At 76.7% G+C, this 26,782-nt stretch carries 19 protein-coding genes, 1 pseudogene and 2 riboswitches; of the genes and pseudogenes, 3 read left to right on the forward strand and 17 right to left on the reverse strand.

Features of this window, described 5'->3' with window-relative positions; translation table 11 throughout:
* Window positions 1–3: 3 nt before the first annotated feature.
* From AB0N29_RS09810 to AB0N29_RS09830, 5 genes are all read right to left on the reverse strand, one after another.
* On the reverse strand, window positions 4–993 hold the full coding sequence (locus AB0N29_RS09810) for a hypothetical protein (protein WP_364866235.1): 990 nt from the start codon (window positions 991–993) through the stop codon (window positions 4–6).
* A gap of 67 nt (window positions 994–1,060) precedes the next feature.
* A complete protein-coding gene (locus tag AB0N29_RS09815; RefSeq protein ID WP_364866237.1) occupies window positions 1,061–2,335 on the reverse strand; it encodes an MFS transporter in 1,275 nt (424 codons plus the stop codon).
* Window positions 2,336–2,373: 38 nt separating this feature from the next.
* Window positions 2,374–2,712 (reverse strand): YciI family protein, encoded by a 339-nt coding sequence (locus tag AB0N29_RS09820; protein WP_302269326.1) that lies wholly within the window; start codon window positions 2,710–2,712, stop codon window positions 2,374–2,376.
* 54 nt (window positions 2,713–2,766) lie between these two features.
* Entirely contained in the window at window positions 2,767–3,399 is a 633-nt protein-coding gene (locus AB0N29_RS09825; protein ID WP_364866240.1) for a hypothetical protein, read from the reverse strand.
* A complete protein-coding gene (locus AB0N29_RS09830; protein ID WP_364866242.1) occupies window positions 3,396–5,144 on the reverse strand; it encodes a PHP domain-containing protein in 1,749 nt (582 codons plus the stop codon). The genes AB0N29_RS09825 and AB0N29_RS09830 overlap by 4 nt, the downstream gene beginning before the upstream one ends.
* Window positions 5,145–5,344: 200 nt before the next feature.
* On the opposite strand from AB0N29_RS09830, the gene AB0N29_RS09835 reads away from it, so the two are divergent.
* Window positions 5,345–9,211, forward strand: coding sequence for a Pls/PosA family non-ribosomal peptide synthetase (locus AB0N29_RS09835; protein WP_364866244.1), 3,867 nt, complete (start codon window positions 5,345–5,347; stop codon window positions 9,209–9,211).
* Window positions 9,208–10,560, forward strand: a complete 1,353-nt coding sequence (locus AB0N29_RS09840) for a M1 family metallopeptidase (RefSeq protein WP_364866246.1) — start codon at window positions 9,208–9,210, stop codon at window positions 10,558–10,560. Before AB0N29_RS09835 ends, AB0N29_RS09840 begins: the two co-directional genes overlap by 4 nt.
* Here the strand turns inward: AB0N29_RS09840 and AB0N29_RS09845 are convergent.
* The 12 genes and pseudogenes from AB0N29_RS09845 to cobN form a co-directional block, all read right to left on the reverse strand.
* Window positions 10,472–10,993, reverse strand: coding sequence for a hypothetical protein (locus AB0N29_RS09845; protein WP_364866248.1), 522 nt, complete (start codon window positions 10,991–10,993; stop codon window positions 10,472–10,474). The genes AB0N29_RS09840 and AB0N29_RS09845 overlap by 89 nt on opposite strands.
* A 101-nt stretch (window positions 10,994–11,094) precedes the next feature.
* A complete protein-coding gene (locus tag AB0N29_RS09850) occupies window positions 11,095–12,309 on the reverse strand; it encodes a glycosyltransferase 87 family protein (protein ID WP_364866250.1) in 1,215 nt (404 codons plus the stop codon).
* Between the two features lie 19 nt (window positions 12,310–12,328).
* Window positions 12,329–13,537 (reverse strand): glycosyltransferase, encoded by a 1,209-nt coding sequence (locus AB0N29_RS09855; protein ID WP_364866252.1) that lies wholly within the window; start codon window positions 13,535–13,537, stop codon window positions 12,329–12,331.
* Between the two features lie 139 nt (window positions 13,538–13,676).
* A complete protein-coding gene (locus tag AB0N29_RS09860; RefSeq protein WP_302269337.1) occupies window positions 13,677–14,357 on the reverse strand; it encodes a Crp/Fnr family transcriptional regulator in 681 nt (226 codons plus the stop codon).
* Window positions 14,358–14,392: 35 nt separating this feature from the next.
* Window positions 14,393–15,091 carry a (2Fe-2S) ferredoxin domain-containing protein gene (locus AB0N29_RS09865; RefSeq protein ID WP_364866255.1) on the reverse strand — a complete coding sequence of 233 codons (699 nt, stop codon included), beginning with the start codon at window positions 15,089–15,091 and terminating at the stop codon, window positions 14,393–14,395.
* Window positions 15,088–15,921, reverse strand: a complete 834-nt coding sequence (locus AB0N29_RS09870) for an ABC transporter ATP-binding protein (RefSeq protein WP_364866257.1) — start codon at window positions 15,919–15,921, stop codon at window positions 15,088–15,090. Before AB0N29_RS09870 ends, AB0N29_RS09865 begins: the two co-directional genes overlap by 4 nt.
* On the reverse strand, window positions 15,918–16,961 hold the full coding sequence (locus tag AB0N29_RS09875; RefSeq protein ID WP_364866849.1) for an iron chelate uptake ABC transporter family permease subunit: 1,044 nt from the start codon (window positions 16,959–16,961) through the stop codon (window positions 15,918–15,920). The genes AB0N29_RS09870 and AB0N29_RS09875 overlap by 4 nt, the downstream gene beginning before the upstream one ends.
* Before the next feature lie 2 nt (window positions 16,962–16,963).
* On the reverse strand, window positions 16,964–17,977 hold the full coding sequence (locus AB0N29_RS09880) for an ABC transporter substrate-binding protein (RefSeq protein ID WP_364866259.1): 1,014 nt from the start codon (window positions 17,975–17,977) through the stop codon (window positions 16,964–16,966).
* 27 nt (window positions 17,978–18,004) lie between these two features.
* Window positions 18,005–18,194, reverse strand: a riboswitch (cobalamin riboswitch).
* A 63-nt stretch (window positions 18,195–18,257) separates the two neighbouring features.
* Window positions 18,258–18,962 (reverse strand): annotated as a pseudogene (locus tag AB0N29_RS09885) (cobalt-precorrin-6A reductase); the annotation flags it as partial.
* Window positions 18,959–20,449: a cobyric acid synthase gene (locus AB0N29_RS09890; RefSeq protein ID WP_364866262.1), complete on the reverse strand. Its 1,491-nt coding sequence runs from the start codon at window positions 20,447–20,449 to the stop codon at window positions 18,959–18,961. The pseudogene AB0N29_RS09885 and the gene AB0N29_RS09890, both read right to left, overlap by 4 nt.
* The gene (gene cobF, locus AB0N29_RS09895) at window positions 20,446–21,201 is read right to left on the reverse strand and encodes a precorrin-6A synthase (deacetylating) (RefSeq protein WP_364866264.1); all 756 of its coding nucleotides are present in this window, start codon (window positions 21,199–21,201) and stop codon (window positions 20,446–20,448) included. The genes AB0N29_RS09890 and cobF overlap by 4 nt, the downstream gene beginning before the upstream one ends.
* Window positions 21,198–24,851, reverse strand: a complete 3,654-nt coding sequence (gene cobN, locus AB0N29_RS09900; protein WP_364866267.1) for a cobaltochelatase subunit CobN — start codon at window positions 24,849–24,851, stop codon at window positions 21,198–21,200. Before cobN ends, cobF begins: the two co-directional genes overlap by 4 nt.
* Before the next feature lie 61 nt (window positions 24,852–24,912).
* Window positions 24,913–24,979: riboswitch (cobalamin riboswitch) on the reverse strand.
* Window positions 24,980–25,199: 220 nt separating this feature from the next.
* Between cobN and mqo the strand changes: the two genes are divergently transcribed.
* Window positions 25,200–26,756 carry a malate dehydrogenase (quinone) gene (gene mqo, locus AB0N29_RS09905; RefSeq protein WP_364866270.1) on the forward strand — a complete coding sequence of 519 codons (1,557 nt, stop codon included), beginning with the start codon at window positions 25,200–25,202 and terminating at the stop codon, window positions 26,754–26,756.
* Window positions 26,757–26,782: the final 26 nt, after the last annotated feature.

Below are 26,782 nucleotides of genomic sequence, written 5' to 3' on the forward strand. Positions count from 1 at the left end.
CGTTCAGCGCGGCGGCACCAGCAGGCCCAGGAGGCCGTCGAGGACGTCGGTGGTGGTGCCGGCGAGCCCACCGACGGTCGCCGTGACCGGAGCGAGCGCGCCGCCGGTGGCGCCGTCGACGGCCCCCAGCACCCCAGTGACCAGCGGGTCGACGAGGGCCGAGGTGGGCTCCGGTGTCTGCCGCGGGGGCGGCGGACCCGCTGGTGCGGGCGGGTCGACGGACGGGGCGGCCGGGGCAGGTGGAGCGGTGGTTGCGGGCGGCGGCGTCGGCGTGGCCTCACCGGTGGTGGGCGCGCCGGCCGGTCCTGCCGCGGGCGTCGGCGCGACGGCCCGGGGCAGCTCGGTCGGGGTCGGCGGTGCCGGCCGCGGCCCCGGGGACGGCTCGGCAGCAGCGGCCGGCCCCTCCCGGTCGGGACGGAGGAACGGCACGACGTCGGACAGCGGGCCGGCGCCGACCTGGACGGCGAGCACCGCCGCGGTGCCGCCGGCCAGGATCGCGACGGCGCCCACGGGCTCGGTCAGCCGGTCGCGGAGACGGCGTCGCCCCGGTGGGGCGGGGGGAGCAGCGGAGATGGCCGGCCGGTCCGCGGGCAGGGGCAGAGGCAGGGGCACGGGCGCGGGGACGGCCGGGCGGCGGCGCGCCTCGGCCAGGCCGCGACGGGCGGCGGCGACCAGCTCGTCCCGGAGGGCGGGGTCGCCGTGGTCCGGGTGGAGCAGGACGCGGGGGGCCGCCCGGGGACCGGCCGGCGCGGCGACGTACCCCACGACGCGGCGGGGCTCGGGCCCCAGTACCGCGACGCCCTCCCAGGCGGGTCGCTCCTGCTGCAGCCACTGCGCTGCCCGCAGCGTCCCGTCGGCGACCGACGGTGCGACCGTGGGGTCCGCGGCGACGACCGCCTCGACGAGCCGGGCGACGAGCCCGCGGTCGGTCGGCCGGGCGCGCTCGACCCGCCACGGAGCGTGGGTGGCGGCGGGCTCGGGCGGGGCAGGCATGACCCGCCCATGATGCGGCGGTGCGACGACGGCCGGCAGGGGTTGTGACGAACTCGCGGGAGCCGGTTCAGACCGCTGCGCGCGGCCGGGCCCAGGCCAGCACGGGCACCAGCGCGAGCGCCAGGACACCGCCGCCGAGGGACAGCGCCGCGAAGCCCGCGGCGTCCACGACGACGCCGGACAGCACGCCGCCGGCCGCACCCGAGAGGGCGACGAGGACGTCGATGCTGCCCTGCACGCGCGGTCGGTCCGCGGTCGTCGTCGCGTCGACGACGAGCGCGGTGCCGGAGATCAGGCCGAGGTTCCAGCCCAGCCCGAGGAGCACGAGCGCGAGGACCGTCAGCGGGAGCGAGTCCCCGGGCGCCACCGCGGCGGTGACGCCGGCGGCGAGCAGGACGGCGCCGGAGGCGGCGGCGACCGCCGTGCGGCCCAGCCGATCCACCAGCAGCCCGGTGAGGGGGGAGGGGAGGTACATCGCGGCGATGTGCAGGCCGATCACCATCCCGACGTCGCCGAGCCCGTGGTGGTGGTGCCGCATGTGCACCGGCGTCATCGTCATGATCGCCACCATCGTGACCTGGGTCAGGACCATGACGGTCGCGCCGACGTACGCGCCGCGTCCCGGCCGCGGACGACCGGTCGGCGCCGCGGGGCCCGTGGCGCCGGCGGCGACGGACCTGGTGGCGGTGGCCGCGTCCAGGCGGCGGGCGAGGAGCAGTGGGTCCGGGCGGAGCAGGGCGAAGAGCGCAGCACCGGCGGCGGTGTAGGCGACGGCGGCCAGGAGGAACGGCCCGGCGAGCGCCGGCAGCCCCAGCCCGGTCGCGAGGTCGCCCAGCGGCTCGACGAGGTTCGGACCGGCGACCGCGCCGACCGTCGTGGAGACGAGCGCGACGCTGATCGCCTTCCCGCGGGCGGCGGGCGCCGCGAGGTCCGTGCCGGCGTACCGCGCCTGCAGGTTGGTCGCCGTGCCGGCGCCGTACACGAGCAGCGCGACGAGCAGCAGCGGCACGCTGTCGACCGCCGCGGCCACCACGACCCCGGCCGCGCCGGCGCCACCGGCGAGGAAGCCGAGCCCGAGCCCGACCCGGCGGCCGGCGCGCTGGCTGACCCGCCCGACGAGGTACGCCGTGAGCGCGGAGCCCAGCGTGAACAGCGCCGTCGGCAGCCCGGCCAGCCCCTCGGTGCCGAGCATCTCCTGGGCCAGCAGCGCCCCGACGGTCACGCCCGCGGCGAGGCCGGCGCCGCCCAGCACCTGGGCGAGGACGACGGCGCGCAGGGTCCGGCGCTGGACGCGGGCGCGCTCCTGCTCGTCGGCGGCGGGCGGCGGCGAGGTGAGGGGCACGGGCGTGGTGTCTCCTGTCCGCAGCCCGGCCGGGGTGGTCAGGCGGCCGGGTCGTCGATGAGCGCCCGCACGTCCTGGGGGCAGCGGCAGGCAGCCGCGAGTCTCGCAGCCCAGTGCAGCGCCTCCTCGCGGGAGGCCACCTCGAGCACGCAGAAGCCGCCGACGCGGCGGTGGTCCGCCGGGTAGGGGTCCTCCCGGACGGTGCCGTCGGTGTCGACGACGCTCACCCGGTCCTCACCGATCCCGCCGCCGGTCACCCACACCCCGGCCGCCCTCGCCTCCTCGACGACGGCGTGCGAGGCGTCGGACACTGCCGGCAGGTCCTCCTCGGGGAAGGTCATGGCGCCGTCGTCGAAGGAGATGAAGTAGCGCGTCATGGTGGCACCGACCCGGCGGACGGCGCCGACTTATCGGCTCCCGTGGAGGGTGGCTCAGTGGTCGGCGCAGCAGGCGATCTGGTGGCGCGACTCGAACGGCACGAGCCCGCCCCGTCCGGGCTGCACGAGCAGCACCGACCGCCCGGCCCGCCAGGTCGGCCGCGCCCACTCGCCGAGGTCGAGCGGGGTCTCGGGCCGGACGTCGGTGCCGGCGAGGGCCTCGACGGCGTCCACGGCGTCGAGCGCGACGACGTCGGCGACGGTGCAGGGCCGCTCGACCTCCGCCCGGCCGGCGAAGCGCACCAGCCGGCCCGCGGCCCGGTCGACGTGCTGCCCGGCGGCCGCCCGAGCACCGGCGAGCGCCGCGGCCGGGCCGGCGACGGCCTCGTCGCCGGCCGCGACCACGAGCACGCCCGCCCGCTCGCCGACGGCCGCGGCCAGCAGCCCGACCAGCTCGCCGGCGGCGTGGGGGCCGCTGGCCGCGGCACCGGACCAGGTCGCGGCGACGGCCGTGTGCGGGCCGTCGTCGGTGGCGACCACGTGCGTGCTGGCGACGTACGTCGCGTCGCCGGCCGGCAGCAGCCCGTCGAGCAGGTGGACGACGTGCTCGGCGCCGGCGTGGTCGCGCGTGCCGGCGTCCACGGCCACCAGGACCGTGGACGCCGGCACGTCGGGGGTGGTCGTCACCGGGTCGGCACGACCCAGATCGGGTTGGTGTAGAACCACAGGTCCACCCACGGGTCGGCGTCGCCGACCACGTCGATCTGCGGGCCGGCCGGGTCGACCGCGGCGCCGAGGTAGCCCGGCTGCGAGCGGTTGCCGTCGGTGCCGCGCAGGCGGACGTAGAACGGCTCCTCCGCCCGGCCGAGGTCGTAGGTCAGCGTGTAGGTGCCGGTGCGGCCGGAGGTGTCGGTCTGCGCGACGACCTTCGTGTCCGGCGCGGTGAACCGGTCCCGGTCGGCGGACCGGGACGGGGTCTCGACCCGGCCGCGGACGACGTCGACGCGGTTCAGCGAGGGGACGAACTGCGACCAGTTGGGCACGTCCTGCGCGGTGATCCGCACGACGAGCTCGAGCCGGCTGCCGCGGCTGGCCAGCAGCGTGCCGCCGAGCGTCTCGGAGGCGTTCCGGTCCCGTCCGCGGCCACCGGTGCTGCGGACCGTGACGTCGACGGACTTCACCAGGCCGCCATGGTCGACCCAGATCCGGCCGTCGCGCATGCCGCGCATGACCGCGCGGTAGTCGCGGGAGGCCGCGCCGACGTGGGTGCGGCTGTAGAAGCCGGGCCAGAAGTCGCCGGCGTCGAGGTTGATCCGGCCCGCGTAGACCGGGTCGCCGTACCGACCGTCGCGGTTGAACTGCTCCGAGCCCGACCCGTCGGGGCGGCGCGAGGTGTCGGTCCAGTTGACGTGGGAGTCGGAGTTCGCCGTGATCGACCACGGCTTGCCCTCGGCGAGGAGGGAGTCCCAGAGCCCGCCGACGGTGGCGGTCATCCAGTCGAAGCCGCCCCAGGTGCGGTAGCTCTCGGGCGGGTAGCCCGCGAACGACGCCGCGCCGGGCGCGTTGCCGTAGTAGCCGCGGGCCGAGCCGGGGCCGTACCCCTTCGGCAGGCCGGCGGCCTGGTGGCCGGGTGCGCCCTCGAAGCCGATCGCGATGCGCGGGTCGGCGTCGCGCCAGGCGCGGATCTCGTGGGGGCTGTCGATGCCGTTGCGGGCCGGGTGGTTGGCCAGGAAGAGCGCGTCGGCGACCCGCTTGCGGTCGACCTGCTGGCCGAGCCACTGCACGCCGGCGACGGCGAGCGCCTCGTTGGCCGGCGAGCTGCCCGAGGCGCCCTTGACCGAGCCGTCGTAGGCGTTCTCGAACTGCTTGAGCACCGCGACCTCGTTCGGCCCGGGGGCCACGAAGACGGTGCCGTGCTCGGCGGCGGGGATGTTCCACTCCAGGCCCTGGAAGATGAGGGTGCCCGGGAGCTCCTCGCGGGCCGCCTTGATGTCGGGGTTGACCAGGTCGACGCCGATCCGGGCGTGGGTCGCGCCGCCGTGGTCGGTGATGACCAGCCAGTCCAGGCCGTACGCCGCGGCGTGCTGCGCCTGGTCGATGACGCGGTATTGGCCGTCGGAGGAGTACTGCGTGTGGATGTGGTGGTCGCCGGCGAGCCAGTGGCGCGGCGCGGCCGGCCCGGGCTTCCCGCCGCGGGCGGGCGCGGCCGCGGGTGCGGCCATCGCCGGGGTGACGCCGCGCATGCCGGCCATGCCGGCGACGGCGGCCCCGCTGATGCCGGCCGCCCGGAGCAGGCCGCGGCGCGACAGCTCGGCGGGGGTGAGGTCGTGGTCGGGGACCGAGGTGTCCGCGGCGACGGCGGTGACGTCGTCGACCTCGTGGGAGTGCGAGTGCCCGTGGTCGTGCCCGTGGTCGTGCTCGTGCTCGTGCATGGCGATCCTTCCGAGTGGGGCTGCGACGTGGGAGGCCGCCGCAGCGCGTCCACGCTGCCGCCGCCGGGTGTCCGGGAGGGGGAACGGCGGGTGCCGATCGGGTGAACCGTGGGCCGCGCGCCGATGCGGCGCCCCGCCGGCGGGGGGCCGGCGGTGGACACGGACACCTCCCGTTCACCTGTCCCGGACAGCGTTCGCCCGTGCTCACCGATCTCACGCTGCCGCTGCGCCGAGGCGCGGAGGCGCCCACGCCGCGCACGCTCGTCGACGTCTTCCGGTCGACGGTCGCCCAGGCGGCCGACGACCCCGCCGTCGACACCGGCAACGAGGTGCTCACCTACGCCGAGCTCGAGGAGTCCGCGGACGCCCTCGCGGCGCGGCTGGCGGAGCTGGGGGTCGGGCCGGGCGACAAGGTCGGCGTGCGGGTCAGCTCGGGCACCACCGACCTGTACGTCGCGATCCTGGGCATCCTGCTGGCCGGCGCGGCGTACGTCCCTGTCGACGCCGACGACCCTGACGAGCGGGCCCGCCTGGTCTTCGGCGAGGCCGACGTCGCGGCGGTGGTCGGCAACGGGCTCGCGGTCGTCGCGCGGCGCCCGGTGGCTGCGCAGGTCCCGCGCGCGGTGGAGGAGCCCGGGCTCTCCGACGACGCGTGGGTCATCTTCACCTCGGGCTCGACCGGCACCCCGAAGGGCGTCGCGGTCTCCCACCGCAGCGCGGCGGCGTTCGTGGACGCCGAGTCGACGCTGTTCCTGCAGGACGCGCCGCTGGGTGTCGGCGACCGGGTGATGGCCGGCCTGTCGGTCGCCTTCGACGCCAGCTGCGAGGAGATGTGGCTGGCCTGGCGGTACGGCGCGTGCCTGGTGCCCGCACCCCGCGCGCTGGTCCGCAGCGGGGTGGACGTCGGTCCGTGGCTGGTGGCCAACGCGGTCACGGTGGTCTCGACGGTGCCCACCCTGGTCGCGCTCTGGCCGGCGGAGGCGCTCGCGCAGGTGCGCCTGCTGATCATGGGCGGCGAGGCCTGCCCGCCGGAGCTCGCCGCCCGCCTGGTCGCGCCGGGCCGGGAGGTGTGGAACACCTACGGGCCGACCGAGGCCACCGTGGTGGCGTGCGGCGCGGAGCTGACCGGCGAGGGGCCGGTGCGGATCGGTCTCCCGCTGGCCGGCTGGGACCTCGCGGTCGTCGACGCCGAGGGGCGGCACGTCGCCCCGGGGGAGACCGGGGAGCTGATCATCGGCGGCGTCGGGCTGGCGCGGTACCTCGACCCGGCCAAGGACGCCGAGAAGTACGCCGCGATGCCGACGCTGGGGTGGGACCGCGCCTACCGCTCGGGCGACCTGGTCGTCTTCGACCCCGAGGGGCTGCTCTTCGGCGGCCGCGCCGACGACCAGGTGAAGCTGGGCGGCCGCCGGATCGAGCTGGGCGAGGTCGACAGCGCCCTGCTGGGGCTGCCCGGGGTCTCCGGCGCGGCGGCCGCGGTGCGCCGTACCTCCGCCGGCAACCAGCTGCTCGTCGGGTACGTCGCCGTCGACGCGACCTTCGACCAGGCGGCCGCGCTCGACCAGCTGCGCCGGGCGCTCCCGGCCGCCCTCGTCCCGCGCCTCGCGGTGGTCGACACGCTGCCCACCCGCACGTCGGGCAAGGTCGACCGCGACGCGCTGCCCTGGCCGCTGCCCGCGGCGGCCGAGGCGCCGACCGCCGGGCTGACCGCGACCGAGTCGTGGGTCTCCGAGCTGTGGCGGGAGGTGCTCGGGGCGGGCGCGACCGGCCGCGGCGACGACTTCTTCGACCTCGGCGGAGGCAGCCTGACCGCCGCGCAGATGGTCTCGCGGCTCCGGGCCCGGCACCCCGAGGTCGCGGTCGGCGACATCTACGAGCGGCCGACCCTCGGCGCGCTCGCCGGCTACCTCGACGGGCTCGCCGCACCCGGCGCCACCAGCGACCGCACGGTCCCGGCCGTGCCGCTGAAGACCCAGTCCGGACAGGTCGTCGCGACGGTCGCCCTGCGGATGCTCGCCGGCCCCCGCTGGCTGACCTGGGCGGCGATCGGCTGCCACGTCGCCGCCCTGCTCGGCGTCGACGGCCTGCCGCTGCCCGCGTGGCCGCTCGTCCTGCTCGGGTGGCTGCTGTTCCTCAGCCCGCCCGGCCGGATGCTGCTCGCGGCCGGCACCGCCCGGCTCGTGCTCGCGGGCGTCGGCCCCGGCGACCACCCGCGCGGCGGCAAGGTCCACCTGCGCCTGTGGTTGGCCGAGCGGGCCGCGGACGAGCTGGGCGCGACCGGGCTGGCGGGCGCACCGGCGATGACCTGGTACGCCCGGCTGCTGGGCGCCGACGTCGGCCGCGACGTCGACCTGCACTCCCTCCCGCCGGTCACCGGGCTGCTCCGGCTCGGCAGGGGCTGCTCGGTCGAGCCGGAGGTCGACCTGCGGGGGTGGTGGGTCGACGGCGACGTCGTGCACCTCGGCGCGGTCTCCGTGGGCGCCCGGGCCAAGGTCGGCGCGCGCTCGACGCTGTGCCCCGGCGCCGAGGTCGGGCGGGCCGCCGAGGTCGCGCCCGGCTCGGCGGTCCTCGGGGCCGTGCCGGACGGCGAGTTCTGGTCCGGTGCGCCCGCCGCGCGGGTCAGCGAGGCCGCCCGCGGCCCGTGGTCGGGCCGGCCGGCGACCTCCCGCGCCTGGGTCGCGGCGTACGCCGCCGTGGCGGCGCTGCTGGCGCTGCTGCCGGTGGCGGCGGTCGCCGCGGGCGGGGCCGTGCTGCTGGCCCTGGGCCCCGCGTCGTACGACGGCCCGCGCGCCGCGCTCGCGGGCCTGCTGCCCTGGGTGCCGCTCGCCACCCTGGTCGGCCTGGTGGTCCTCGCCGCCCTGGTGTGGCTGGTCGTCCGCCTGGCCGCGCTCGCCGTCCGGCCCGGCGTCCACCCGGTCCGCAGCGGACCCGCGCTGGCGGTGTGGACGACGGTGCGGGTGCTCGACGAGGCGCGCACCTGGCTCTTCCCCCTCTACTCCTCGCTGCTCACGCCGGTCTGGCTGCGGGCGCTCGGGGCACGGATCGGTCGGCACGTCGAGGCCTCGACGGTGCTGCTGGTGCCCTCGCTGACCCAGGTCAACGACCAGGCGTTCCTGGCCGACGACACCCTCATCGGGGGCTACGAGCTGGGCGGCGGCTGGCTGCGGGTGGAGCGGGTGAAGATCGGCAAGCGCGCCTTCGTCGGCAACTCCGGCATGGCCGCGCCCGGCCGGAAGGTGCCCAAGGCGTCCCTGGTGGCGGTGCTCTCCGCCGCACCGCGCCGGGCCCGCGCCCGGTCGGGCGAGTCCTGGCTCGGCAGCCCGCCCGCCCCGCTGCGCCGGGTCGCACAGGACACCGACAGCGGGCGCACCTACGAGCCGCCCACCCGGCTGCTCGTGGCGCGGGCCGCCGTCGAGCTGTGCCGCCTGGTCCCGGTGGTCCTCGCGGTGGCGCTGACCCTCGTGGTCGCGGTGGCGCTGGTGGCGCTGCTCGACCGGTGGGGCGTGCTCGCGGCGCTCCTCCTCGCCGGACCGATCCTCGCGGTCGGCGGCCTGGTCGCCGCCGCGGTCACCACCGCCGCCAAGTGGGTCCTCGTGGGCCGGACCCGCCCGGGGGCGCACCCCCTGTGGAGCTCGTTCGTGTGGCGCAACGAGCTGGCCGACACCTTCGTCGAGGTGCTCGCCGCCCCCTGGTTCGCCCGGGCGGCGGTCGGCACCCCGCTGCTGACCGCGTGGTTCCGCACGATGGGCGCGCGGATCGGTCGGGGGGTGTGGTGCGAGACCTACTGGCTGCCCGAGGCCGACCTCGTCGACCTCCGCGACGGCGCCACCGTCAACGCCGGCAGCGTGGTGCAGACCCACCTGTTCCACGACCGGATGCTCAGCACCGACACGGTGACCCTCCTGCGGGGCGCGACCCTGGGCCCGAACAGCGTCATCCTCCCCGCGGCGACGCTGGGCCGCCACGCTACGGTCGGCCCCGTGTCGTTGGTGATGAGGGGCGAGTCCGTGCCGGACAAGACCACCTGGATCGGCAACCCGATCGGCCCCTGGACGGCGGAGAGGTGAAGCTGCCCGGACAGCACGGCCTGCCCACCGCCGACGACTACGTCCCCGGCCACGGCGACCCCGCCTGGAGCGCCCGCCACTACGACCTTGACCTCGACTACGACCTCGCGCCCAACCGGCTCCGCGGCCGGGCCACCATCGACGCCGTCGCGGTGACCGACGGGCTCGACCGCCTGGTCCTCGACCTCGCCGGCCTCGACGTCGACAAGGTGACCGTCAACGGCCGCAGCCCGAAGCGGTGGACCACCCGCGGCAGCCGCCTGGTCGTCTCGCTCGCCGAGCCGCTCGCGGCGGGGACGGAGCTGCGGGTCGTCGTGAAGTACGCCGGCACGCCCCGACCGCTCGTCGACGACGTACACGGCGACGCCGGCTGGGAGGAGCTGGAGGACGGCGTGATCGTGGCCGGCCAGCCGCACGGCGCCCCGACGTGGTTCCCCTGCAACGACCGGCCCGACGACAAGGCGACGTACCGCATCGCGGTGACCACCGAGCCGGGGTACGTCGTGGTCGCCAACGGCGAGCGGACCGAGCGCGCCCGGCAGGGCTCCAGCCTGCGGTGGGTGCACGAGCAGCGCGAGCCGATGGCGACGTACCTCGCCACCGTGCAGGTCGGGCGGTACGACGTCCACGAGCTCGACGGCGCCCGGGTGCCGGTCCGCGCCGCGGTGCCGGAAGGGACCGACACCGGCGACGAGGCGTTCGCCGCCGGGTTCGGCCGGCAGGCGGAGATGGTCGCGGCCTTCGAGGAGCTGTTCGGGCCCTACCCGTTCGCGGCGTACACCTCCGTCGTCACCGCCGACGACCTGGAGATCCCGCTCGAGGCGCAGGGGCTCTCCACCTTCGGCGCGAACTTCCTCGACCCCGACTGGCGCTCGGTCCGGCTGGTCGCCCACGAGCTGGCGCACCAGTGGTTCGGCAACGCGGTCACGCTCGCGCGCTGGCGCGACATCTGGCTGCACGAGGGCTTCGCCTGCTACGCGGAGTGGCTGTGGTCGGAGCGGTCCGGCGGCGACCCCGCCGACGTGCACGCCCGCTCCCACCACGAGCGCCTCGCCGAGTCCGACCAGGACCTCGTGCTCTCCGACCCGGGGCCGGGGACGATGTTCGACGACCGCGTCTACAAGCGCGGCGCGCTCACCCTGCACGCCCTGCGGCTGACCGTGGGCGACGAGTCGTTCTTCGAGCTGCTGCGCACCTGGTGCGAGCGGCACCGCGGCGGGTCGGTCACCACCACCGAGCTGGTCGCCCTGGCCGGCGAGGTCACCGGGCAGGACCTCGGCGGCCTGTTCCGGTCGTGGCTCGACGAACCTGCTCTCCCGCCGCTGCCGGACCGGCCAGGCGCCAGCTGACACCGCGACCCGCGACGGTCCCCACGTAGCCCTCCGGCACCGCCAGGTCGTACGTCGGCACGCCGGCCGGCAGGCCGTCGCGCGGGTCGTGGGCCAGGCCCGTGCCGGCGTGCTTGAGCAGCGCCTCGGTCCGCGTCCACGACCGACGGTCGCCGTACGCCCCGACCGGCGGGCCGTCGGCCTCCACGTCGACCCCGACCGGCCCCTCGCGGCTCCACGCCACGGCCACCAGGCCGTCGGCGTACCCGATCGAGACGCGGGGGAGCGGGCCGGCGCCGGTCAGCACCGGCTGGCCGTGGTCTCCGCCGCCGCAGTGCGGGCACAGCCGGACGACGCCGGTCGCGCCGGTGTGCGCCACCAGGAGGCGCTCGGCGAGCGCGCGCAGCGCTCCCCTCCCCGCCCGCTCGCGTCGCTCCGGACCACCCGTCCCCACGGCCCCGACGATAGGTGCGCCCGCCGGCCCGGGCCGCCGGGTGTTCGCCGGCTGCACGCCCGCGGTCCTCCGGACCGTGCCGTGCCCGTGGCCCGGGGCGGTCAGGATGGGGTGCCGTGAGCGGCAGCGTCGTCACGGTGGTGGTCCTGGGGACCCTCACCGTCGTCTTCTGGACCTGGGCGCTGCTGCGGCTGTGGCGCTGAGGGGCCGGACCGGCCCGCGCGGTCGCGGACCAGGGCCGCCGCCGAGCCGAGCACGAGCACCAGCGCGAGCAGGAGGTAGCTGTTCCCGGCGAGCTGCTCGACGGGGCCCCACCCGAGCTCCCGGTCGTCGCGGTGCGGGGGCCACCACAGCAGCCGGGACGCGAAGGCGGCCACGACCAGCGGCGCGGTGCGGGGCAGGGCGACGACCACGACGACCACCCACACCCAGTGGTGGCTCCAGGAGATCGGCGAGGCCAGGAGCATCGAGACGCCGGCGAGCGCCAGCCCGAGGCGCGGGTGCCCGCGCCGGTGCCAGCCGACGGCGCAGGCCAGCGCCGCGAGCGACGCCGCGCCGGCCACCACCAGCCAGAGCACGGTGGGCGGGTCCCCGTCGCCGAGACGGGCCAGCAGCCCGTTGACCGACTGGTTGCTGACGAAGGCGACGCCGCCGACCCGGCCGGAGTCCCAGACGGCCGCGGTCCAGAAGTCCGCCGCCTGCGCGGGGAGCAGGACCACGCCGACCAGCACGGTGCCGGCGAACGCCGCCAGCGACGTCCCGGCCTCGCGCACGCGGCCGGTCAGGGCGAGGTGGACGACGAGGACGAGGGGCGTGAGCTTGACGCCGGCCGCGACCCCGAGCAGCCAGGGACTGCGGGCCCGGTCCGGCTCGAGCACGGCCGCCACGACGAGCGCCATCAGCAGCAGGTTGACCTGCCCGAAGGACAGCGTCTGCTCGACCGGCTCGAGCAGCAGCAGCCCGACCAGCAGCAGCGCCAGGGCGGCGGGGCCCAGCCGCGGCGCGAGCAGCCGGACCGTCCAGCCCAGCGCCGCCACCGACGCGCCCGTGAGCAGGCCGGCGGCGAGGGGCGAGGGGAGCGCCGCGAGCGGCAGGAAGAGCAGCGCCGCGAACGGCGGGTAGGTGAACGGCAGCCCGCTGGCGGGGTCGGGGCCGGCGTACACGTCCTCCCCGCGGGCCACCTGCGCGCCGCCGAACCGGTAGACCGACAGGTCGACGAACGCCGGCGACCAGCAGGCCTCGACGACCGCTGCCACGACGGCCGCGACGGCGGCCAGGCCCAAGACGACGGCGCGGGCGCCGGAGGGTCGGTCCACGCCCCGGGCCCGGCTCAGCTCAGACCGCGGTGGGCAGGACGTCGTGCAGCGCGTGCCGCTCGACGATCGCGGCGTACGCGTCGACGCAGTGGCGCTCGGAGAGCCCCGGCCGGTCCCGCAGGATGCGGGCCAGGTGCTCCTCCCGCGCGTCGAGGGCCGCCTCCCACGCGAGCGCGACCGCCCCGGGCTCGCGGCCGGTGACCAGCCGCGCGTCGCCGACCATGGCCGCGGCGTCGCCGACGTCGGTGGTGACCGGCACCGTGCCGCTGGCCATGGCCTCGAGGAGCGAGAGCGGCGCCGCCTCGCCGTACGCGCTGGTCAGCGCGACCAGGTCGGCGGCGTTGTGCAGCCGCGGCATGTCGGCGCGGATCCCCAGCAGGTGCACCCGGTCCTGGGCGCCCGACCAGCCGCGCAGCGTCGCGGAGACCAGGCCGGCCAGCTCCGGGTTGGCCGCCGACATGCCGGCACCGCAGAGCACCACGTGGGCGTCGGGGCGGCGGCGCGCGAACGCGGCGGCCGCCCGCAGGAAGAGCGGGACGTCCTTCATCGGGTCGAAGCGGGCCGAGAGGAGGACGACGGGTGCGGCGGGGTCGATGCCGAGCTCGCGGCGCACGTCGCGGCGCTCGCAGGCCGAGGGCCGGAACCGCTGCAGGTCCACACCGTTGGGGACGACCGGGAGCTGGGCCAGCGGGATGCCGGTCGCGGCGTGGTACGCGCGCTGGGTGGACCGGGCGCAGCAGACGGCGGCGGCGACGGTCCCGCGGTCGACCAGGTCCACGAGGTCGGTCACGGCCGCCTCGTGGTGCTCGGGGTCCGAGCGGTGCAGGGAGACGACGACCGGGGTGCCGGCGGTGTCGATCCGGCGCAGCGCCGCGAGCGGCTGCTCCTTCAGCGACAGGACCAGGTCGGCCGCGCCCACGGCCCGCCCGAGCGCGGCCAGGTGGTGGCGCCGCAGGGCCGAGCCCGAGGCCCGGTCGAGCGCCCCGACGGGGACACCCGCGCCGGCGAGGCGCCGCCAGCTGCCGTCCCGGTCGGCCGTCTGGGTGGTGCCCTCCCGCGTCGTGGTCCGGGCGAGCCCCAGCACGCTGTGCCGCTGCTGCGTCGTGGCGTGCAGGCCGGTCACCACGGTGGTGTGCTGGATGCGCGCACCACCGGTGAAGAAGCCGTCGTACACCGACAGCACCCGGGCGCCGCCGCGCTCGACGGTCGACCTCGTCCTGCGTGTCATGCGCCCTCCCCTCGCCGGTCCGGGCGAACCTAGGAGGCTCCGGCGGCGGTGGGTGGGGCGTGCGGTGAGCGGGGGGTGAAGCGCGCGCGTCGGGGAGGTGACGGCGCCCGGCCGGGCCGCGTCCCAGCGGGCGCGGGCCTCAGCGGGCGAAGCGCCGCAGGCGGTCGCCGTCCAGGATCGCGATCGACCGGCGGCCCAGCTCGATCCACCCGCGGCCGGCGAGGTTCGACAGCGCCTTGTTGACCGTCTCGCGGGCCGAGCCGACGAGCTGGGCGAGCTCCTCCTGGGTGAGCTGGTGCTCGACGACCACGACACGGCGGTCGTCCTCGACGCCGAACTGCTCGGCGAGCTTGAGGATCAACCGCGCCACGCGGGTGGGCACGTCGGCGAAGACGAGGTCGGAGATCACGTCGTTGGAGGCGCGCAGCCGCCGGCCGAGGTGGCGCAGCAGCAGCGGGGCGGCCGCCGGCTGCTCGATGAGCCAGCGGTCGAACCGTGCCTGGGACAGCTCGAGCACCACCGACGCGGTGAGCGCGGTGACGGTGCCGTGCCGATCGCTGCCGTCGAGCAGGGACATCTCGCCGACGGTGTCGCCGGGGCCGAGGACGGCCAGGATGTTCGGCCGGCCGGTGGCGGTCGTGCGGGTCAGCTTGAGGCTGCCCTCCTGCACCAGGCACAGGCTGCGGCCCGGCTCCCCCTGCTCGAAGAGCCGGTCGTGGCGGTCGAGGTGGCGGACCTCGAACGCCGAGAGCACCTCGGAGAGGACCGCCTCGTCGAGGCCGAGCGCCGGGCCGAGGGCAGCGGTGACCGCAGGGTGCACGGCGTGAAACCTTTCAATCATGTGACCATCGTGACTCATGGGCGGTCGTCCCGGCTCGTCACTCGCCGAAGACGGAGCCGTTCGACCGGCGTCCCGCCCACCAGGTGCTCCGCGACGAGGGCCGCGGCCCCGGCCGGGTCGACGGCGCCGTACCAGACGTCGTCGGGGTGGACCGTGACGACGGGCGCCCGGTTGCACGGGAACTGGCAGCCGGTCTGGGTGAGCAGCACGTCGTCGTCGCCGAGGCCGTGCTCGGCCAGCGCCAGCACCAGCGCGCCCGCGGACGCCTCGGCACCCGCCGCGGTGCACCGCGGACCGCGGCAGACGAGCACCTGGTGGCGGTGCCGCGGGACGTCCTCCCAGGCCCCGGACCGCAGCCCGGCGCCGCCGTCGGTGACCGGCCTCGCCCGGGAGACGAGGTCGTCCCAGCCCGTCTCGTCGGTGAGGTACGCCGGGGCGGTCAGCAGCTCGGGCGCGCCGGCGCCGTACGTCGCCCACCAGTGCGCCGCGACCCGGCGCAGCCACGACACCCCGGGGCCCGTCGCGCCGCCGACCCCCACCACGACCACGCGGGTCGCGCCGTCGTCGGCGAGCCGCGTGAGCGTGGTGCCGAGGCCCGGCGAGCCGAGCTGCAGGAAGGCCAGCTCGGCTCCCACGCGGCGGGCGAGGCCGAGCAGCTCCCTGCGCCGGGCCGGGTCGCCCGGCGAGGTGCCGACGAGGACGAACGCCGTCACGGGGCCTCCTCCACGGGGCCGTCCCACACCAGGTGCTGGCGGGAGAGCCGGGGGTGCGGGGCGAGCGACGCCCGGACGCCGTACACCTCGCCCAGCAGCGGGGCGGTCAGGGCGGACCCGACCGGGCCGTGGCCGCGGACGCGGCCGCCGTCGAGCACCACCACGTCGTCGCAGAAGGCGGCGGCCAGCTCGAGGTCGTGCAGCGCCGCGACCGCGGTGAGCCCGAGCTCGCGGACCAGGGAGAGGAACCGCAGCTGCTGGCCGAGGTCCAGGTGGTTGGTGGGCTCGTCGAGCAGCAGGACCTCCGGCTCCTGGGCGAGGGTGCGCCCCAGGTGCGCCCGCTGCCGCTCGCCGCCGGACAGCGTCGCCCAGGGCCGCTCGGCCAGCGAGGTGAGCCCGACCATCCCCAGCACGTCCTCGACGACGTCCGCCCCGTGCGGGTCGCGCGCGGCGCCGCCCAGCCGGCCGCGGTGCGGCAGCCGGCCCAGGGTGACGACCTCGCGGACGGTCAGGTCGACGGTGGTGGCGGCGTGCTGCTCCACCAGGGCGACGGTGCGGGCCCGCCGGCGGTCGGGGAGCCCGCGCAGGTCGGTGCCGCCGACCCGCACGGTCCCGGCGGCGGGGCGCCGCAGCCCGGCCAGCACGTGCAGCAGGGTGGTCTTGCCCGAGCCGTTGGGCCCGAGCAGCCCGGTCAGCCGGCCGCCCTCGGCCCGCAGGCCCACGCCGTCGAGGACGGTGCGGTCGCCGAGCCGGACGGTGACGCCTTCGGCCGTGAGGTCGGCCAGCTCGCCGTGGGCGCCGCGGTGGACGCAGTTCGAGCGGTGGGTCATGCGGTGGTCCTCCTCGCCATCAGCCAGACCAGGACGGGGACGCCGATGAGCGCGGTCAGCGCCCCGATCGGCACCTCCTGCCCGTCGACCAGCGAGCGCGCGGCGGTGTCGGCCCAGACCAGCAGCACCGCACCCGCGACCGCCGAGGCCGGGAGCAGGTCGCGGTGCCGGGAGCCGACGAGCGGTCGCACCAGGTGCGGCACGACCAGGCCCACGAAGCCGATCGCCCCGGCGTACGCCACGGTCGTGGCGGTGACCAGGGCGGTGCCCACCATCAGCACCCACCGGGTCGCGGTCACCGGGACGCCCAGGGAGCGCGCGGACGTCTCGCCGAACGCGAAGGCGTCGAGCCGCTCGGCGTAGGCCAGGAACCACACCAGCGCCACCAGGGCGGCCGCGGCGAGGACCAGCGCGCTGCTCCAGCGCAGCCCCGCGAGCGAGCCGAGGGTCCAGGCGAGCACCCGGCGGGCCGTGTCGCCCTGGCCGTGCATGATCACGACGACCGAGGTGTAGGCCCCGCACAGGTGCGCGACCGCGACCCCCGCCAGCACCGTCCGGTGCGGGCGGAGCGCGCCGCCGCCGGCCGAGGCGACCAGCAGGACGGCCGCGAGCGCGGCCAGCGCGCCCGCGAACGCCGCGGCCGGGAGCACGGCGCCGGCGGCGAGCCCGCCCACGCCCAGGCCCAGGACGATCACGCTGACCGCCCCCACCCCGGCGCCGCTGGAGACGCCGAGCAGGAACGGGTCGGCCAGGTCGTTGCGGGTCAGCGACTGCAGCACCGCGCCGCACGAGGCGAGCACGGCGCCGACCGCGACCGCGCCCAGGACCCGCGGCAGCCGCAGCTGCCAGACCAGCTGGTCCTCCAGCAGGCTCACGTCGAGCTCGCCCAGCCCCGCCCGGCGCGCCAGCACCGCCAGCACCCGGGTGACCGGCACGTCGACCGAGCCGACGCCCAGCGCGACCGCGCAGCTGCCGAGCAGGACCAGCAGCGCACCGAGCGCCAGGAGGCCCCGGCCGCCCCGGCCGCGAGCGCTCCGCAGGCTCACCCAGCCAGCCCGAGCTCGCCGAGCTGGTCGGCGAGCGACGCGGCGCCGTCGACCAGCCGGACCCCGGCGGTCGACTCCGAGAACGGCACCACGGCGTAGTGCCGCTCCCGGACCGCGGTCAGCCGGCTCAGCACCGGGTCGGACTCCAGGTAGGCCCGCTTGTCCGCGGCGGGGTCCCAGGCGGCGTCGACGAGCACGATGACGTCGGGGTCGGCCGCCAGCACGTCCTCCCAGCTGCCCTCGGCCCAGGAGCCGTCGAGGTCGCCGAAGACGTTGTCCGCGCCGACCGCGTCGAGCACCAGCTGCGGCCCGCCCTCGCCGGCGCCCACGTTCGGCGACCGGGTGCCGCCGTCCCACCACACGACGTCCAGGCCCGAGCCGGCCGCCTCCTCCTCGAGGTCGGCGAGCCGGTCCTCCTGCTCCGCCCGGAGCCGGTCGGCCGCCTCGGGGTGGCCCAGCGCGGTCGCGACGTCCTCGACCTCGCCCCAGACCGCCTCGAACGACGCCCCCGGCCGGTCGCCGGCCTCCGGGCAGCCGAAGGGCGAGAGGTAGGAGCCCACGCCTGCGGCGGCGAGGTCCTCCTGGCTGCCGGCGACGGCGGGCTCGAAGGCGCTGGCGTAGGACGCGTAGACGAAGTCCGGACCGGCGGCCAGCAGCTGCTCGTTCGTGGGGTACTCCGCCGACAGCACCGGCACCGCGTCGTACGCCGCCCGCCACCGCGGTGGCACGGCGTCGTCGAGGTAGGCGGTGCCGGCGAGCTGGTCGGCCAGGCCGAGGGCCAGCACGACCTCGGTGGCGCCCTGGTTGAGGGTGACCACCTCGCTCGGCGGCTCGGTGACGGTGACCTCGTGGCCACAGCTGGTGACGGTGACCGGGCGGTCGGCGGCCCCGGGCGGGGCCGGCTCGGCGGCCGGTGCGCCGGTGCAACCGGACAGCAGCCCGGTGGTGAGGACGGCCGCTGCGAGCAGGGCCGCGGGGGGTCGGGTGGGCAGGACGGTACGACGGATCATCGGTGGTGCTCTCTTCCAGGAACCCTCGTGGAGGTGAAGCGCCGTGGCCGGTCTCCTGGCTCGCGCATCGACGTCCGACGACCGACCTTCCCAGGCTTGCGCCCAGTGGTCCTGACACCTGGGGTGTCAGTGAGGTCGCGGGACTCCGCGCTCACAGTGGCGAGGGCCGCGCCGGTCTTGCACCGGCTTCCCGTGCACCACGGCACGCGGAACGTACCACCGTGGCGTCGGCGCCACCGGCACGGTCCGCGGCGGGTCGGGCCGGCTGGGCGAGCACCCACGCCAGGGCCGGTCCCGCGGCGTCCACGACCGGCGTCCGCGGGTCCGGCGCGGGGCGCGCGACCACGACGACCGGCACGCCCAGGTGGGCGGCGGCCTGCAGCTTGGGCCAGGTGTGGGAGCCGCCGGAGTCCTTGGTCACCAACACGTCGGAGCCGTGCTCGCGCATGACCGCGAGCTCGCCGTCGAGCGTGTACGGCCCCCGGCTGGCGAGCAGGCGCCAGGCCGCGGGCAGCTCGAGGTCGGGCGGGTCCACGACCCGGGCGAGCACGGCCAGCGGGCCGAGGTCGGGCACGAAGCGGGCCAGCTCCTGGCGGCCGACGGTCAGGAACGGCCGGGCGCCGAGCGCCGCCGCCCGCGCGGCGGCCCCGTCGTGGGTGTCGACGACGTGCCAGGCCGGGTCCCGCTCCCAGCCGGGTCGCTCCAGCCGCAGCAGCGGCACGGACTCCGCGGCGCACGCCGCGACGGCGTTGGCGCTGATCCCGCGGGCGAAGGGGTGGGTCGCGTCGACGACCACGTCGTACGCCGCCAGCGCGACGCGCAGGCCGTCCACCCCGCCGAAGCCGCCGATCCGCACCGGGCCGACCGGCAGCCGGGGCCGCGCCACCCGGCCGGCCAGCGAGGACGTCACGTCCACCCCGGCGTCGACGAGCACCCGGGCCAGCTCGCGGGCCTCGCCGGTGCCCCCGAGCAGCAGCACCCTCACCGGCTCGACCCGTCCAGGCCGAGGGTGAGCGTGGGCAGGTCGGCCGGCGCCCCGTGCCGGGCGAGGTCCAGCAGCACGTCGACGTCGAGGTGCTCCTCGACGAGGTCGGCCAGCAGCTCCATGCGGTGCTCGCGGGCGGCGGCGAAGGACACCCCGGACGGCTCGACCCCGACGAGGTCGGCGAGGAGCGCCGCCCGGAAGTCGTCCCCCTCCAGGCTGCCGTGCCACATCGTCCCCAGGACGCGCCCGGACCGGGCGCCGCCGAGGAACTCCTCCGCACCGTCGTCGCGCGCGACGCGCCCGTGGTGGATCTCGTAGCCGCTCGTGGCGGCCCCGAGGGCCGCGCCGGCCGGCAGCCGGAGGACCTTGTCGCGGGCGAAGGTGGTGCGCACCGGGAGCAGCCCGAGCCCGGCGGCGCGCGCCCCGGCCGGGCCCTCGACGCCGTCGGGGTCGAGGACCTCGATGCCGAGCATCTGGAAGCCGCCGCAGATCCCCAGCAGCGGCCGCCCGGCGCGGACGTGCCGCTCGAGGGCCACGTCGAGGCCGCGGTCCCGCAGCCAGGCCAGGTCGGCCAGCGTGGCACGGGTGCCGGGCAGCACGACGAGGTGGGCGTCGGCCAGGTCGCGCGGGTCGGAGGCGAAGACGACGTCGAGGTCCGGCTCCAGCCCGAGCGCGTCGACGTCGGTGAAGTTGCTGATCCGCGGGAGCCGCACCACCGCGACCCGGACGCGGGCCGCCCCGCCCGCACGGCGACCCTCGAGGTCGAGGGCGTCCTCGGAGTCCAGCCACAGGTCGGGGTGCCAGGGCAGCACGCCGTGGACCGGGCGCCCGGTCAGCTCTACGAGCCGCTCCAGCCCGGGCCGCAGCAGGCCGAGGTCGCCGCGGAACTTGTTGACCACGAACCCCGCCACCAGCGCCTGGTCGGCCGGGTCGAGCACCGCCAGGGTCCCGAGCATCGCGGCGAACAGCCCGCCGCGGTCGATGTCGCCCACGACGACCACCGGCAGGTCGGCGTGCCGGGCCAGCCCGAGGTTGACGTAGTCGCTCGCGCGCAGGTTGACCTCCGCCGGGCTCCCGGCGCCCTCGGCGACCACGACGTCGAACCGCGCGGCCAGGTCGTCGTACGCCGCGTGCGCGGCCGCCGCGAGGTGGCGGCGGCCGGTCGCGAAGTCGGTCGCGGCCACCTCCCCGGCCGGTCGCCCCATCACCACGACGTGGCTGCGGCGGTCCGAGCCGGGCTTGAGGAGCACCGGGTTCATCGCCGGCTCCGGGGCGACCCGGGCGGCCAGCGCCTGCACCCACTGGGCGCGGCCGATCTCGGCCGGGGCGCCGTCCCGGTCGAGGCACACCATGGAGTTGTTGGACATGTTCTGGGCCTTGTACGGCGCCACCGCGACCCCGCGGCGGGCGAACGCGCGGCACAGGCCGGTGGTGACGACCGACTTGCCGGCGTCCGACGTCGTGCCGGCGACGAGCAGGCCGCTCACCGCGCGGGCCGTGCGGGCTGCTCGGCCGGCGCGCGCAGGAGGTAGGCGTCCATCACCCAGCCGGCCTCCCGGCGCGCCTCGGCCCGGGCGGACCGGACGTCGGCGAGCACGTCCCCGACCTGGCCCGCGACGAGGCGCTCGCCGACGGCCCCGAGGTTCGCGCCCCACCAGATCCGCCAGTCGGCCAGGGCGACCAGCCCGTCCAGGCTCGCGCCCGAGCCGAGCATCACCACGAGGTTCTCCTGGCCGGCCAGGACGTCCTGGGCCAGCCGGCGCGCGGTGGTGAGGTGCACCGGCTGGCCGATGTCGTGCAGCACCACCCGGTGCCGGGCGGCCAGCACCTGCGGGGCGCTGATGCCCGGCACCACGTCCCAGGTCAGCGGCGTCCGCTCGGCGGCCTGCTCGACCACCCGCAGCGTGGAGTCGTAGAGCGACGGGTCGCCCCACGCCAGGAACGCCGCGGTCCCGCCGCGGGCGGCCAGCTCCGCGGCGTACAGCCCGACCCGGTCGGCGTGCCACGCCCGCACGGCGGCGGGGTAGTCCGGCGGTCGCTCCCGGTCGCGCCGGGGGTCGGTCACCTCGACCAGGGGGAGGTCGAGCTCGGCGCAGACCTGCCGGCGCACCTCCAGCAGCTCGTCCTCGCCGCTCTTGCGCGCGGCCAGCACGTAGTCGGCACCGCGCAGCGCCCGGGCGCCCTGGCGGGTCAGGTGGTGGGGGCCCATGCCGATCCCCACCACGTGGACGTGGGTCACCGCGGCCCGCCCGCGCCCGCGCCCTCGCCGGCGCCGTCGTCCTCGAGGTCGCCCTCGACCTCGAGGTAGACCTTCTGCAGGGAGGCGAGCGTCTCGGGGTCCGGCACCTCCCACAGGCCCCGGTCGGCGGCCTCGTGCAGGCGCTCGACGATGCCGCGCAGCGCCCACGGGTTGGAGCGGCGCAGGAAGTCCTGGTTGGTCTCGTCGAGGACGTAGGAGGCGGCCAGCGACTCGTACATCCAGTCGTGCACCACCCCGGCGGTCGCGTCGAAGCCGAAGAGGTAGTCCACGGTCGCGGCGAGCTCGAAGGCGCCCTTGTAGCCGTGCCGCTGCATCGCGGCGATCCAGCGCGGGTTGACCACGCGGGCCCGGAAGACGCGGTTGGTCTCCTCCTGCAGGCTGCGGGTCCGCACCGCGTCGGGGGAGGTGGAGTCGCCGACGTACGCCTTGGGGTCCGCGCCGGTCAGCGCGCGGACGGTGGCGACCATCCCGCCGTGGTACTGGAAGTAGTCGTCGGAGTCGGCGATGTCGTGCTCGGTGCTGTCGACGTTCTTGGCGGCCACCTTGATCCGGCGGTACGCCGTGCGCATGTCGTCGGCGGCCGGCGCACCGTCGAGGCCGCGGCCGTAGGCGAAGCCGCCCCACGCGGTGTAGACCTCGGCCAGGTCGGCGTCGTCGCGCCAGCTGCCGGACTCGACGACCTGGAGGATGCCCGCGCCGTAGGACCCGGGCTTGGAGCCGAAGATCCGCGTGGTGGCCCGGCGCTCGTCGCCGTGCTCGGCGAGGTCGGCCCGGGCGTGCGCGCGGACGAAGTTGACGTCGTCGGGCTCGTCGAGGGCCGCGACCATCCGCACCGCGTCGTCGAGCATGGCGACCACGTGGGGGAAGGCGTCGCGGAAGAACCCCGAGATCCGGACCGTGACGTCGATGCGGGGCCGGCCGAGCTCCTCGAGGTCGATCACCGCCAGCTCCCCGACGCGCCGCGACATCTCGTCCCACACCGGCCGCACGCCGAGCAGCGCCAGCACCTCCGCGACGTCGTCGCCGGAGGTCCGCATCGCGCTGGTGCCCCACACCGAGAGGCCGACCGAGGTCGGGTGCTCCCCGGTCTCCTCGAGGTAGCGCTGCACCAGCGACTCGGCCATCGCCTGGCCGGTCTGCCAGGCCAGCCGCGACGGCACCGCCCGGGGGTCGACGGTGTAGAAGTTGCGTCCCGTCGGCAGCACGTTGACCAGGCCGCGCAGCGGCGAGCCGGACGGGCCGGCGGCGACGTACCCGCCGTCGAGCGCGTGCAGCAGGGTGTCCATCTCGTCGGTCGTGGCCGCGAGTCGGGGAACCACCTCGGTGGCGGCGAACCGCAGCGCCGCGCGCACGTCGGCGTCCTCGTGCAGCCCGTCGACGGCGGCGGGGTCCCAGCCGGCTCCGGCGAGTGCGGTGACCAGGCCCCGGGCCTGCTCCTCGAAGGCGTCCACCTCGGCCGTGCCGGCGCCCTCGGTGAGCCCGAGCGCGGCCCGCAGGCCGGGGACGGCGTGCCCGACGCCGCCCCAGACCTGGGCGGCGCGCAGGATGGCCAGCACCAGGTTGACCAGCGCCTCGCCGGTCGGCGGCTGGCCCAGCACGTGGAGCCCGTCGCGGATCTGGACGTCCTTGATCTCGCAGAGCCAGCCGTCGACGTGCAGCAGGAAGTCGTCGAAGTCGTCGTCCTCGGGCCGCTCCTCGAGGCCGAGGTCGCGGTGCAGCTCGGCGGCGCGCATGAGGGCCCAGATCTCCCCGCGGATCGCCGGGAGCTTGGCCGGGTCCATCGCGGCGATGTTGCCGTGCTCGTCGAGCAGCTGCTCGAGGCGGGCGATGTCGCCGTAGGACTCCGCCCGCGCCATCGGCGGGACGAGGTGGTCGACGATCGTGGCGTGGGCGCGGCGCTTGGCCTGCGCGCCCTCCCCGGGGTCGTTGACGAGGAAGGGGTAGAACAGCGGCAGGTCGCCGAGCGCCGCGTCGGTGCCGCAGGCCGCGGACAGCGCGGCGTTCTTGCCCGGCAGCCACTCCAGGGACCCGTGCTTGCCCAGGTGCACCACGGCGTGGGCGCCGAAGCCGCCCTCGGCCGCGGGCGCCTCGAGCCAGCGGTACGCCGCGAGGTAGTGGTGGGTGGGGGCGAGGTCGGGGTCGTGGTAGATCGCCACGGGGTTCTCCCCGAAGCCGCGCGGCGGCTGGATCAGCAGCACGACGTTGCCGGCGACGAGCGTGGCCAGCACGATCTCGCCGGCGTCGTTGACGAACAGGGTGCCGGGCGCCTCGCCCCAGGCCTCGGCCATCCCGTCGCGCAGCGCGGCCGGCAGGTCGGCGGTCCACGCGGCGTACTGCTCGGGGGTGATCCGCACGTGGGCGTCGGTGAGCTGGCCGGAGGTCAGCCACTCCTCGTCCTGGCCGCCGGCGGCGATCATCGCGTGGATGAGCGCGTCGCCGGCCTCGGTGTCGTCCTCGAGGTCGAGCCCCGGGACGGCGCCGGGGCCGCCGAGGTCGTAGCCGGCGTCGCGCAGCCGGCGCAGCAGCCGGACGGTCGAGACGGGGGTGTCGAGCCCGACGGCGTTGCCGATCCGCGCGTGCTTGGTGGGGTACGCCGAGAGCACGAGCGCCAGCTTCTTCTCGCTGTTGGGCACGTGGCGCAGCCGGGCGTGGTTGATCGCCAGGCCGGCGACGCGGCGGCAGCGCTCGGGGTCGGCGACGTAGCGGGGGAGCCCGTCGGCGTCGATCTCCTTGAACGAGAACGGCACGGTGATGATCCGGCCGTCGAACTCCGGGATCGCGACCTGGTTGGCCGAGTCCAGCGGGGTCACCCCGTCGTCGTTGGCCTCCCACTCCGCCCGGCTGCTGGTCAGGCACAGCCCCTGCAGGACGGGGACGTCGAGCGCGGCGATCCGCTCCACGTCCCAGCTCTCGTCGTCGCCCCCGGCGCTGGCCGAGGCCGGCACGCTGCCGCCTGCCGCGAGCACGGTGACGACCAGGGCGTCGAGCTCGCCGAGGGCCTCGAACAGCTCGTCGGGCGCGCTGCGCAGGGACCCGGCGAAGACGGGCACCCCGACGGCCCGGCCGGTCGCGTCGATCGCGTCGGCCAGGGCGTGGACGAAGGCGGTGTTCCCGCTGGCCTGGTGCGCCCGGTAGTACAGGACGCCCACCCGGGGGAGGGACGGGTCGACGGGCCGGTCGGCCACCTGCGGGCGCTCGGCGAGGCCCCAGGACGGGATCTGCGCCGGTGGCTCGAAGCCCTCGCCGGTGAGCAGCACGGTGTCGGAGAGGAACGCGTGCAGCTGGGCGAGGTTGTCCGGGCCGCCCTCGGCGAGGTAGCGGTGCGCCTCGGCGGCCACGCCGATCGGCACGGTCGACAGCTCCATCAGCTCCGCGCTCGGCTGCTGCTCCCCGCCGAGCACCACCACCGGCACCCCGGTCTCCCGGATCCGCCGGAACCCCCCGCACAGGTCCTGCGGCCCGCCGAGGATGCGGGCGACGACCAGGTCGGCGCCCTCGATGGTCTCGGCCATCGACTGGTGGCCGGGCCGGGACGGGTTCGCCAGGGTGTAGTCCGCGCCGCTCGCGCGGGCCGACAGCAGGTCGGTGTCGGACGTGGAGAGCAGGCAGATACGCGTGGACGCGGCCATGGCCGGGTTCCTCCTCCGGGGTTCTCGCCCCGTCGAACGGTCGGATCGAGCCCCAGCGCAAGTGTCTGGCTGACGGCCCGGAGGCCGCGTCACAGTGGCGGAACCGCCCCGGAGTCTCACCGGGTTCCTGTGCGAGAGGCGTGCTCGGCACCCTACGGGAGCGCGGCGTCGCGCGGGCGTCCTCCGGTGCCTGGCGACGCCGGAGCTGCACCGGGCTGCACCGCTGCTGTGGCGCACCTCTCAGCCCGGGACCCTCCCGACCGGGGCACTGACGAGGGTGCGGTATGGCCCCGTCACAGTGGGTCGTCGGCAAGGAAGCCCTGCGCTGAGCGATCAGGAGAACGACCCGTGCAGCCTGACGGTAACGACGTCCACAGCACCTCCGCCACGAGCGGTCCCGCCCACGACGGGCCGCCCGGCGCGGCAGGGTCGTCGGCGGCGTACGACGCGCTCCTCGTGGGCGGCGGGATCATGTCCGCCACCCTCGCGACGCTGCTGCACCAGGTCGAGCCGACCTGGCGGATCGGCATCGTCGAGCGCCTCGACGAGCTGGCCCAGGAGTCCTCGGGGCCGTGGAACAACGCGGGCACCGGGCACGCCGCGCTGTGCGAGCTGAACTACTCGCCGCAGCGGCCCGACGGGTCGGTCGACGTCAGCAAGGCGATCGAGGTCAACGAGCAGTTCCAGGTCACCCGGCAGCTGTGGTCCTTCCTCGTCGAGAACGGCGCGCTGCCGGACCCCTCGACGTTCATCCACCCCAGCCCGCACCTGTCGTTCGTGTGGGGGGCCGAGAACGTCGAGTACCTCCGCCGCCGCCACGCGCTGCTCGCCGAGCACCCGCTCTTCGCCGGCATCGAGCTGACCGAGGACCCCGAGGTCATCGCCGAGTGGGCGCCGCTGCTGATGGCGGGCCGGGACCGCTCCGAGCCGGTCGCGGCGACCCGTGCCCTCGGCGGCACCGACGTGGACTTCGGCTCGCTGACCCGGCAGCTGGTCACCGGCCTCGCCGACAGCGGCGCCGTCCGCCTGCACCTCGGCACCGAGGTGCGCCGGCTGACCCGGACCCCCGAGGGCTGGCACGTGACCGGCACGCACGACTTCGACACCACCGCACGCTTCGTGTTCGTGGGCGCCGGCGGGCAGGCGCTGACCCTGCTCCAGCGCTCGGGCATCGAGGAGATCCGCGGCTACGGCGGCTTCCCGGTCAGCGGCGAGTTCTGGCGCACGACCAACCCCGAGATCGTCGCCCGGCACCAGGCCAAGGTCTACGGCAAGGCCGCGGTCGGCGCCCCGCCGATGTCGGTCCCGCACCTCGACACCCGGGTCGTCGACGGCGCCCCGAGCCTGATGTTCGGGCCGTACGCCGGCTTCAGCCCGCGCTTCCTCAAGCACGGCTCGCTCTTCGACCTGCTGCGGTCGGTGCGGCTGCACAACCTGCGGCCGATGCTGCAGGCCGGCCTGCGCAACCTCGGCCTCGTCGTCTACCTGGTCCAGCAGCTGCTGGCCAGCAAGAAGGCACAGCTGAAGGAGCTCCAGGCGTTCTTCCCCGACGCCCGCGCGGAGGACTGGGAGAAGATCACCGCCGGCCAGCGCGTCCAGGTGATCAAGGACGTCCCGGGCCAGGGCGGCGTGCTGCAGTTCGGCACCGAGGTGATCACCGCCCGGGACGGCAGCATCGCCGGCCTGCTCGGCGCCTCGCCGGGCGCCTCGACCGCCGTCCCGGCGATGCTCGACGTGATGGCCCGCTGCTTCCCCGACGAGATGGCCGACTGGCGTCCCTCGCTGGAGAAGGCGATCCCCAGCTACGGCCGCCGGCTCAGCGACGACCCGGAGCTGGCGCGCACGGTCCTCGCCCAGACGTCGTACAGCCTCGACCTCGACGGCGCGGCCCCGCCCACCCGCTGAGCGGGGGCGGGGCCGTGGTCCCGGGG

It is taken from the genome of Nocardioides sp. NPDC092400, assembly GCF_040684155.1.
GTDB lineage: Bacteria > Actinomycetota > Actinomycetes > Propionibacteriales > Nocardioidaceae > Nocardioides.

Bases quoted from the DNA above. Each gene is read 5' to 3' on its own strand.
- AB0N29_RS09810 (WP_364866235.1), bottom strand. From the start codon at position 993: ATGCCTGCCCCGCCCGAGCCCGCCGCCACCCACGCTCCGTGGCGGGTC.
- AB0N29_RS09820 (WP_302269326.1), bottom strand. From the start codon at position 2,712: ATGACGCGCTACTTCATCTCCTTCGACGACGGCGCCATGACCTTCCCC.
- AB0N29_RS09830 (WP_364866242.1), bottom strand. From the start codon at position 5,144: ATGCACGAGCACGAGCACGACCACGGGCACGACCACGGGCACTCGCAC.
- AB0N29_RS09855 (WP_364866252.1), bottom strand. From the start codon at position 13,537: ATGACACGCAGGACGAGGTCGACCGTCGAGCGCGGCGGCGCCCGGGTG.
- AB0N29_RS09870 (WP_364866257.1), bottom strand. From the start codon at position 15,921: ATGACCCACCGCTCGAACTGCGTCCACCGCGGCGCCCACGGCGAGCTG.
- AB0N29_RS09880 (WP_364866259.1), bottom strand. From the start codon at position 17,977: ATGATCCGTCGTACCGTCCTGCCCACCCGACCCCCCGCGGCCCTGCTC.
- cobN (WP_364866267.1), bottom strand. From the start codon at position 24,851: ATGGCCGCGTCCACGCGTATCTGCCTGCTCTCCACGTCCGACACCGAC.